At 50.5% G+C, this 8,428-nt stretch carries 11 protein-coding genes (1 of these 11 running past the window's edge); all 11 read left to right on the plus strand.

Annotation, left to right across the window (positions count from 1 at the left end):
• Positions 1 to 21: 21 nt before the first annotated feature.
• A complete protein-coding gene (locus tag E8L90_RS26395) occupies positions 22 to 651 on the plus strand; it encodes an HD domain-containing protein (RefSeq protein WP_137032153.1) in 630 nt (209 codons plus the stop codon).
• Positions 652 to 690: 39 nt separating this feature from the next.
• A complete protein-coding gene (locus tag E8L90_RS26400) occupies positions 691 to 1,059 on the plus strand; it encodes a phage holin family protein (RefSeq protein ID WP_137032155.1) in 369 nt (122 codons plus the stop codon).
• 155 nt (positions 1,060 to 1,214) lie between these two features.
• A complete protein-coding gene (gene hprK / locus E8L90_RS26405) occupies positions 1,215 to 2,150 on the plus strand; it encodes an HPr(Ser) kinase/phosphatase (protein WP_137032157.1) in 936 nt (311 codons plus the stop codon).
• A 15-nt stretch (positions 2,151 to 2,165) separates the two neighbouring features.
• Entirely contained in the window at positions 2,166 to 2,669 is a 504-nt protein-coding gene (locus tag E8L90_RS26410; protein ID WP_017252230.1) for an acyltransferase, read from the plus strand.
• A 181-nt stretch (positions 2,670 to 2,850) separates the two neighbouring features.
• Positions 2,851 to 4,026 (plus strand): ATP phosphoribosyltransferase regulatory subunit, encoded by a 1,176-nt coding sequence (locus E8L90_RS26415; protein WP_137032159.1) that lies wholly within the window; start codon positions 2,851 to 2,853, stop codon positions 4,024 to 4,026.
• A gap of 3 nt (positions 4,027 to 4,029) precedes the next feature.
• On the plus strand, positions 4,030 to 4,677 hold the full coding sequence (gene hisG / locus E8L90_RS26420; RefSeq protein ID WP_137032160.1) for an ATP phosphoribosyltransferase: 648 nt from the start codon (positions 4,030 to 4,032) through the stop codon (positions 4,675 to 4,677).
• A gap of 19 nt (positions 4,678 to 4,696) precedes the next feature.
• Positions 4,697 to 5,995: a histidinol dehydrogenase gene (hisD, locus tag E8L90_RS26425; protein WP_137032162.1), complete on the plus strand. Its 1,299-nt coding sequence runs from the start codon at positions 4,697 to 4,699 to the stop codon at positions 5,993 to 5,995.
• A complete protein-coding gene (hisB, locus tag E8L90_RS26430) occupies positions 5,992 to 6,591 on the plus strand; it encodes an imidazoleglycerol-phosphate dehydratase HisB (RefSeq protein WP_137032164.1) in 600 nt (199 codons plus the stop codon). The genes hisD and hisB overlap by 4 nt, the downstream gene beginning before the upstream one ends.
• 1 nt (position 6,592) lies before the next feature.
• Complete coding sequence (gene hisH / locus E8L90_RS26435) at positions 6,593 to 7,207, plus strand: imidazole glycerol phosphate synthase subunit HisH (protein ID WP_137032166.1); 615 nt, start codon at positions 6,593 to 6,595, stop codon at positions 7,205 to 7,207.
• Positions 7,204 to 7,953 carry a 1-(5-phosphoribosyl)-5-[(5-phosphoribosylamino)methylideneamino]imidazole-4-carboxamide isomerase gene (gene hisA / locus E8L90_RS26440; protein WP_137032168.1) on the plus strand — a complete coding sequence of 250 codons (750 nt, stop codon included), beginning with the start codon at positions 7,204 to 7,206 and terminating at the stop codon, positions 7,951 to 7,953. The genes hisH and hisA overlap by 4 nt, the downstream gene beginning before the upstream one ends.
• Positions 7,943 to 8,428, plus strand: the 5' portion of a protein-coding gene (gene hisF, locus E8L90_RS26445; protein WP_137032170.1) for an imidazole glycerol phosphate synthase subunit HisF. 273 nt of this gene lie beyond the right edge of the window; only the first 486 of its 759 coding nucleotides appear in the window; the start codon lies at positions 7,943 to 7,945; its stop codon lies beyond the right edge, outside the window. The genes hisA and hisF overlap by 11 nt, the downstream gene beginning before the upstream one ends.

Below are 8,428 nucleotides of genomic sequence, written 5' to 3' on the forward strand. Positions count from 1 at the left end.
ACGCAAAGGGGGGAGGAAAAGATGGATTACGTGAAGAATTCTCTTGCCGCTCTACCTGCCGATCTGGTGGCAGAAGCACAGAAGCGTTTTGATGGACAAGATCCTGCACACGATTGGCAGCATAATTTGCGTGTGATAGCGATGTGTGAGCGGATTGGTCGGGAGGAAGGAGCAGATATGGAAGTGCTGCGTCTCGCTGCTTTGCTGCATGACATCGGGAGAGCAGAAGAACGGCAAACAGGGGAGTGCCATGCCGAAATCAGCGCAAGACTAGCAGGGGAATGGCTCTCCGAACGCAGTATGACGGAAGCATTCATCTCACGTGTGCAGTCTGCGATTCTCGCCCATCGTTTTCGCAAAGACCGACCTCCACATACCTTGGAAGAAAAGGTTTTGTTTGATGCCGACAAGCTGGATTCGATTGGGGCTATTGGAGTGGCTCGGGTTTTTGCTTATACTGGGGTTATTGGGCAACCCATACAATCGGATGACCCCAATCAGCATACACCTTATAAGGAATACACTTGGAAGCTGCAGCGCATCAAAGACAAGCTTTTCACCAAGACTGCCCAGAAAATCGCAGAAGACAGACATCGATTCATGACAACGTTTTTTGAACAATGGGAATGGGAAGTAACGGGAATTCGTTAATTGTTGTGCGAAGGCAAGACTGTATAGGGGGAATGCACCATGAGCCGCTGGATAATCAAAATGCTTTTAAACGGGGCTGCGCTGCTTTTGATCAGCAGTTGGTTCCATTCTATTTATGTCGCGAATTTCACAGTAGCACTATGGGCTACGTTGATTTTGGGGATGGTCAACACAGTGATTCGGCCGATTCTACTGTTTTTTACTTTTCCCTTGCAAGTATTGACGATCGGTTTGTTCTGGTTTGTCATTAATGCCGTGACGTTTGCGTTGACTGCCTACTTTATTGATGGATTTGAAGTGGGGCCATGGCCTGACAACATTGGCACTGTCATCGTGGCAGCAGCACTGATGAGTATTTTTGGCTACCTCATTGAAGCTGTGGTAGGGGTGAGAAAAGAAAAGAGGTAGTATCTTCGAAAAAGCCCCGTATTCGCTCAAACGAGTCGCGGGGTTTTTGCCTAATCAGGATGCTCGGTCTTATTAGGTTGTCGTAGGTACAGAGGTTTCGATACAATAGAGACACAACCATAGGGACGGAAAATCCCATGTGAGGGGGAAGCTTCATGCGTAAGACGAATGTGAGCCATCTAGTGGACCATTTCAATATGACGATCTTGAGCGGGGAAGAGGGCTTGGGGCGTGAGATTACCGTAACGGATTTGAGCCGTCCCGGCCTGCAGTTAGCCGGTTACTATTCGTATTATGCGCAAGAGCGGATTCAATTGTTCGGCCTGACGGAAATCAACTTTTTTCAGACGCTGACTCCAGAGGAACGGCTAGAACGGATGAATTTTCTCATGCAAAGTCAGGTTCCTTGTTTCTGTGTGACCCGTAATCAGATGGTGCCTGAAGAGGTGATTGACGTTTCCAATCGGTTGGGGGTACCTGTACTCCAGTCCCCGCTGGCAACGACGACGCTAGTCGGGAAGGTGACCAACTTCCTGGAGAATCGTCTTGCACCAACGACGACGATTCATGGGGTACTCACAGACATTTATGGCGTCGGCGTTTTGATTATGGGATCGAGTGGGATCGGGAAGAGTGAAGCTGCACTTGAGCTTGTAAAGCGCGGACACCGACTCGTAGCAGATGACGCAGTGGAGATTAAGCAGACACAGGGCGGGCAGCTAAGCGGTAGCGCTCCTGAGCTGATTCAGCATCTCTTGGAAATCCGGGGCGTGGGGATTATCAACATTATGACGATGTTTGGGGCAGGTGCCGTGCGCAATATAAAGAACATCGAGATGGTTGTTCAGCTAGAGCTGTGGGAGCCACATAAAATGTACGAGCGGTTGGGGCTCGATGAGGAAACATTGAAGATCATGGATACCGAAATTCCGATTATTACCGTTCCTGTTCGACCAGGACGAAACTTGGCAGTCATCATTGAGGTTGCAGCGATGAACTTCCGTCTGAAACGGATGGGTTACAACGCAGCAATGCACTTCACACGCAAACAGTCGAATGCCATTTTAGAAGATGCCGATTCTGACTTGTAGGAGCAAGTGACACATATGAGGAAGACAACACGTTATCCCGTAAATGGGGTAAACCCGCTTTGGCACATGTATCGAACGGTAAGCTTCTGGAAAGTCATGAAAAATTTCATCGTCATCCAACTCTCCAGATATACGCCGATCGTTTCGTGGAAGAATTGGATGTACCGCACATTTTTGCGTATGGAAGTAGGTCAGCATAGTGCGGTTGCGTTGATGGTGATGATGGATATCATGTTTCCGGAGAAAATCAAGATCGGTCGTAATTGCGTGATCGGGTATAATACGACCATACTTGCGCATGAATATTTGATAGATGAATATCGTTTGGGAGAAGTGATTATTGAGGATGCTGTCCTGGTAGGAGCTAACACGACCATTTTGCCGGGAGTAACGATTGGCAAAGGGGCCATTGTCGCAGCGGGAACGGTTGTTCATAAAGATGTTCCGCCTGGCGCCTTTGTAGGTGGGAACCCCATGCAGCTCATTCGAATGAAAGCTTCAGAGGAAGAAGTCATGTAGCGTCTTCTCCAATGTGATCAGCCGTCAGGTGTTTATCCTGGCGGTTTTTTGTTTTGTGATAAATTTTCCGACTATTCTTATCTTAGTTGACCTAAGATTCTCGACGTGGTAATCTTCTTCATAATACTTTAGTTTGTTACCATATTAGCAGAGTAAAGCGAATGTGATGGAGGGAACAAGGATGGCAAAACCCTTGGGATTCGAAAAGCCGCTCGGGATGCGGGACATACTGCCGGAATCACTGGCGAAACAACGGCATTTGGAGCGGGAGCTACGGCATTGTATCGAGAGATGGGGCTATGAGGAAATATCCACACCCTCTCTGGAATACTTCGATACGGTAGGGGCAGCGAGTGCGACGCTGACAGACCGGATGTTTCGCCTCCTGGATAAACAAGGCCACACCGTAGTCCTGCGTCCGGATATGACGACGCCTATTGCAAGGGTTGTTTCCTCCCTTTATAAAGATATTCCATTGCCGATTCGGTTGTATTATCAGGCAAATGTGTTCCGGGCACAAGAAAAGGAAGCGGGACGGAATGCGGAGTTTTCTCAAACCGGGATCGAGCTGATCGGAGATGCGTCTGTCGATGCGGATGCGGAAGCCATTGCGCTTGCGGTGGTTTGCTTGCGGGCAGCTGGTGTGGAAACGTTTCGGATTGCCATTGGGCATGTCGATTTTGTAGACGGTCTTTTGGAGGAAGAGATTGAGGATGAGCCTATTCGCAATCAATTCCGCCAGTTTTTGTACGAGCGGGACTTCGTTGGCTTCCGGCAGCTACTCGCGACAGTAGACATTTCGACAGAGGCAAAAAGCCGATTGGAAGCCTTACTACGGTTGCAAGGGGGAAAAGGGAAAATCGAGGTAGCACGTGAATTGGCAGGCACCGGAAAGGCAAGGAGGGCAGTCGAGACGATTGCTTCCTTGTGGGAGTCGTTAGAAGCCTACGGGGTGACAGAAGATTTGTTGATCGATTTCAATCTGATCATCAATTTGAACTACTATACAGGCGTCGTTTTTGAAGGATACGCTGCTGACTTGGGCTCCCCGCTATTGGGCGGAGGACGCTACGATCAATTGCTCTCCCAATTTGGGCGGGCTGCTTCCGCTACAGGCTTTGCGATTAAGATGGATCGGCTGCTTCAGGTCACTCCTTCGGTAAAAAGGCAAGCACCTGCCCGCGTTTTGCTTGTTTACACGGAGGATTGCCGCGGCACCGCTTTGGCAGAGGCACAGCTATTACGTGAAGACGGGCTCGTAGTAGTGACACGTCTCGTCTCCAAGATAGATGAGAAACAGGTTGGACAAGAAGCGGGATTTACCAAGGTCATTTGCATGACACAACAGGAGGAGTAGGAGATGGCACTCACGAAAAATGGCCAAAAGCTGACGATCGCCATGCCAAAAGGGAGGATTTTTGAAGAGGCCGTCCACTTTCTCCAGCAGGCCGGCTTGCAGGTCACTGCGGATCTACAAGATTCGCGCAAACTGATCATCCCTGTGGAAAATGCCAAGCTCGAATTCATTATGGCGAAGCCTACCGATGTTCCTACTTATGTCGAGTATGGAGTGGCTGACGTTGGCGTGGTCGGCAAGGATGTTTTATTGGAAGAAGAACGAGATGTTTACGAGCTGTTGGATTTGCATATTGGCTATTGTCGCATGATGGTAGCGGGTCTGCCAGACTGGAAACCGACGGAAGCCCTGCGTGTTGCGACGAAATATCCGAAGATTGCGTCACGTTATTTTCGAGAGCAGGGACAGCAGGTTGAGGTAATCAAGCTGAATGGTTCAGTGGAGCTTGCACCGATGATTGGGCTGGCTGATCGGATTGTGGATATTGTCTCAACAGGGAGGACATTGCGGGAAAATGGCTTGGTCGAACTGGAGAGCATTTGTGAAATTACGACGAGACTCATTGCCAATCGAGCCAGCTATCGGATGAAAAGTGAAGCGGTGGATGAGATCGCTGGAAAATTCCTAGAGGCCATTCCTTGTGGGAACTAGAGAAGAAGGGGAGACAGCTATGCGTATCATGTCAGCCAGCCAGTATGACGGAAAACGATCGGTAGACGCTGGGACGAGAGAACAGCAAGAAGCGGTGAAGGCGATCCTCACCTCAGTTCGCCAGCAAGGCGACGAGGCGTTGCGCTATTACACAGAGCGATTTGATCGTGTGCTTCTACAAAACTTCTGTGTGAGCGAAGGAGAATTTGCAGAAGCAAGTGAGCTCGTTTCTTCACAAGTCAAAGCGGCATTGGAAGAAGCAGCCGAAAACATTCGGACGTTCCATGAGCGACAAGTGCGCCAGTCCTGGTTTACTACCAAAGAAAGCGGCACATTGCTGGGCCAACTAATACGTCCATTGCAGCGCGTAGGGTTGTATGTTCCAGGCGGAACGGCAGCGTATCCATCCAGCGTATTGATGAATGCCATCCCTGCCAAAATCGCAGGTGTTCCTGAAGTCGTGATTACAACACCACCAGGAGCGAATGGAAAAATCAATCCGGCGATACTCGTTGCGGCTCAAATCGCAGGAGTAACTGAGATATACAAGGTAGGTGGGGCACAGGCGATCGCGGCACTGACCTACGGAACGGAGCAAATCAAAGCGGTTGATAAAATCGTTGGCCCCGGTAATATTTTTGTAGCGTTGGCAAAGCGAGAAGTATTCGGATTGGTCAGTATCGACATGGTGGCAGGGCCTAGCGAAATTGCGGTGATCGCAGATGAAACAGCCAACCCGCGTTACGTCGCGGCAGACCTGCTGTCTCAAGCCGAGCATGATCCGATGTCAGCCGCTATATTGGTTACGACATCGCAAGCGTTGGCGGAGCAGGTGTCACAGGAAGTAGAGCGACAGCTTGCTGATCTTCCACGTAAATCGATTGCAGAAGCGGCGATACGCGACTATGGGGCTATTTTACTCGTCGCCGATTTGGAAGAAGGTTTTGCTGTCATTAATCGCATCGCACCCGAGCATTTGGAAGTCATGATAGCGGAGCCGTTAGAGCATCTCGGAAAAGTGGAAAATGCAGGTGCGATTTTCCTCGGCCCATACAGCTCAGAGCCAGTTGGCGATTATTTTGCTGGTACTAATCATGTGATTCCTACGAATGGAACGGCGCGTTTTTCCTCGCCATTATCCGTCGATGATTTTATCAAGAAGTCGAGTGTTGTTTCCTACAGTAAGCGAGATTTGCGGGAAAATGGACATAAAATTGTGGCACTGGCGGAGCAGGAAGGATTGTCTGGGCACGGTCGAGCGATCCTTGCGCGATTGCGAGATTTTGAGACCGAAGAGCAGGAGAGTGAAAAGAGATGAGTGAAGGGAAACAACGCACAGCACAGATCGAACGCAATACGAATGAGACGCAGATCGCGCTTTCCTTTGGTGTAGATGGCGCGGGTGAGAGCAAGCAAAACTCAGGTGTTCCATTTCTGGATCATATGCTAGATCTGTTTACCCGACATGGACATTTTGACCTGACTGTCCAGGCAAAGGGAGATATCGAAATCGACTATCACCACACGGTGGAGGATATCGGGATTTGTCTTGGGCATGCTCTGCGGGAAGCGTTGGGAGACAAAAAGGGCATCAAGCGATATGGAAATGCGTTTGTCCCGATGGATGACGCGCTTGCACAGGTCGTCATTGACATCAGCAACCGTCCTCATCTGGAATATCGCGCTACGTACCCGACGAATATGGTTGGTCAGTTTCCGACGGAGCTGGTGCACGAATTTTTATGGAAACTCGCACTGGAGGCGCGGATCAATCTTCATGTGATCCTGCACTACGGTCACAATACGCACCACATGATCGAGGCGATTTTCAAAGCGCTGGGCCGTGCACTGGATGAAGCGACGACGATCGATCCGCGTGTAAAAGGGGTCCCGTCAACAAAAGGGGTTTTGTAATATGATCGGCATCATCGATTACGGCATGGGGAATTTGTACAGCTTGAGCAAGGCGCTGGAAAGATTGGGCTATTCGTACGAGTTCGTCTCACAAGCAGAGCGTTTGCAAGAATATAGCGGGTTGATTTTGCCAGGAGTCGGGGCGTTCGGAGATGCTATCGCCAACATACGTGAGCTCGGATTAGAGCAAGCAATCAAGGGATACGCAGCAACAGGTCGTCCGATCTTGGGCATTTGTCTCGGCATGCAGCTTTTATTCGAGAAAAGTGCGGAGCATGGCGATCATACGGGCTTGGGACTGCTCGGTGGTGCGGTCGTTCGTTTTCGCGGGGATTACAAGGTACCGCACATGGGCTGGAACCAACTGATGATAAAGCAAAAGCAACCGTTACTAAACGGTGTGCAGGATGGCGATTACGTTTATTTTGTCCATTCGTATCATGTCTTGTGTCAGTCTGATGTCTTGCTCGCGACGAGTGACTATCACCAGGAGGTCACAGCCATTGTGAATCGTGACAACGTATACGGTATGCAATTTCACCCGGAAAAGAGCGGAGAGACAGGAATGCTGCTGCTGCGTAACTTTGCCGTTCAATGCGAGGGGGTTTTGACATGAGCTTTATCGTTTATCCAGCGATTGATATTCGCGGGGGCAAGTGTGTTCGACTTTTCCAAGGAGATTACGGGCAAGAGACAGTGTACGCTGATTCACCGCTCGCGATGGCGAAACGCTGGGTAGAGCAAGGTGCGTCCTGGGTACATCTCGTAGATTTGGACGGAGCAAAGGAAGGCAAGCCTGCAAATGTAGCGATCATCAAGGAGATAGCGCGCTCGATCCCTGTACCCGTGCAGGTTGGGGGCGGCATTCGGACAGTAGAGCAGATCGCGGACTATTTGGAGGCGGGCGTCGCGCGCGTGATCGTCGGGACTGCTGCCATCGAAGACGAGCCTTTTACGAAGCGAATTCTTCAAAACGATGGAGACAAGATTGCGATTGGTCTGGACTGCCGGAATGGGCTGGTGGCTACCAGAGGTTGGTTGACCACGACAGATGTGCAGGCGACAGAGCTTGCCAAGCGGTTGGTTACGTATGGCGCGGAGACGTTTATTTACACGGATATCGCCCGTGATGGCACGATGACAGGACCGAATGTAGAAGAAATTGCAGCCTTGGCGATGGCTACAGGAAAATCGGTGATAGCTTCGGGAGGTGTCAGCCAACTGGACGACTTGTTGACGCTGGCTGCCCATGCTTCGGACGGAGTCTCTGGCGCCATTGTTGGCAAAGCACTCTACACGGACGCTTTTACATTGGAAGAAGCGCTCCAGCGTATGGAGGGGCGTGAATCCTATGTTGGCTAAACGAATCATCCCGTGTCTTGATGTAAAAGACGGACGGGTGGTAAAAGGCGTGCAGTTCGTCGGACTTCGCGATGCAGGAGACCCGGTTGAACTGGCAAAAAAGTATAGCGACGAGAGAGCAGACGAGCTGATCTTTCTCGATATTTCTGCGTCCCACGAAGGGCGCAAGACGATGGTGGATGTCATCGAAAAAACGGCCGCAAACATCACGATTCCTTTCACGGTTGGTGGTGGTATTAACAGCGTCGACGATATGAAAAGGATATTGCGTGCAGGTGCCGACAAAATCTCGTTGAATACAGCGGCAGTTTTGCGTCCTGAATTGATCCGCGAGGGAGCGACGGTCTTTGGCTCACAATGTATCGTCGTGGCGATCGACGCGCGAAGTGTTGGAGAAGATCGCTGGGAAGTGTATACCCACGGTGGACGGAATGCGACGGGGAGAGACGTCATCCGTTGGGCGCAGGAGGCAGAA

The organism is Brevibacillus antibioticus (assembly GCF_005217615.1).
GTDB lineage: Bacteria > Bacillota > Bacilli > Brevibacillales > Brevibacillaceae > Brevibacillus > Brevibacillus antibioticus.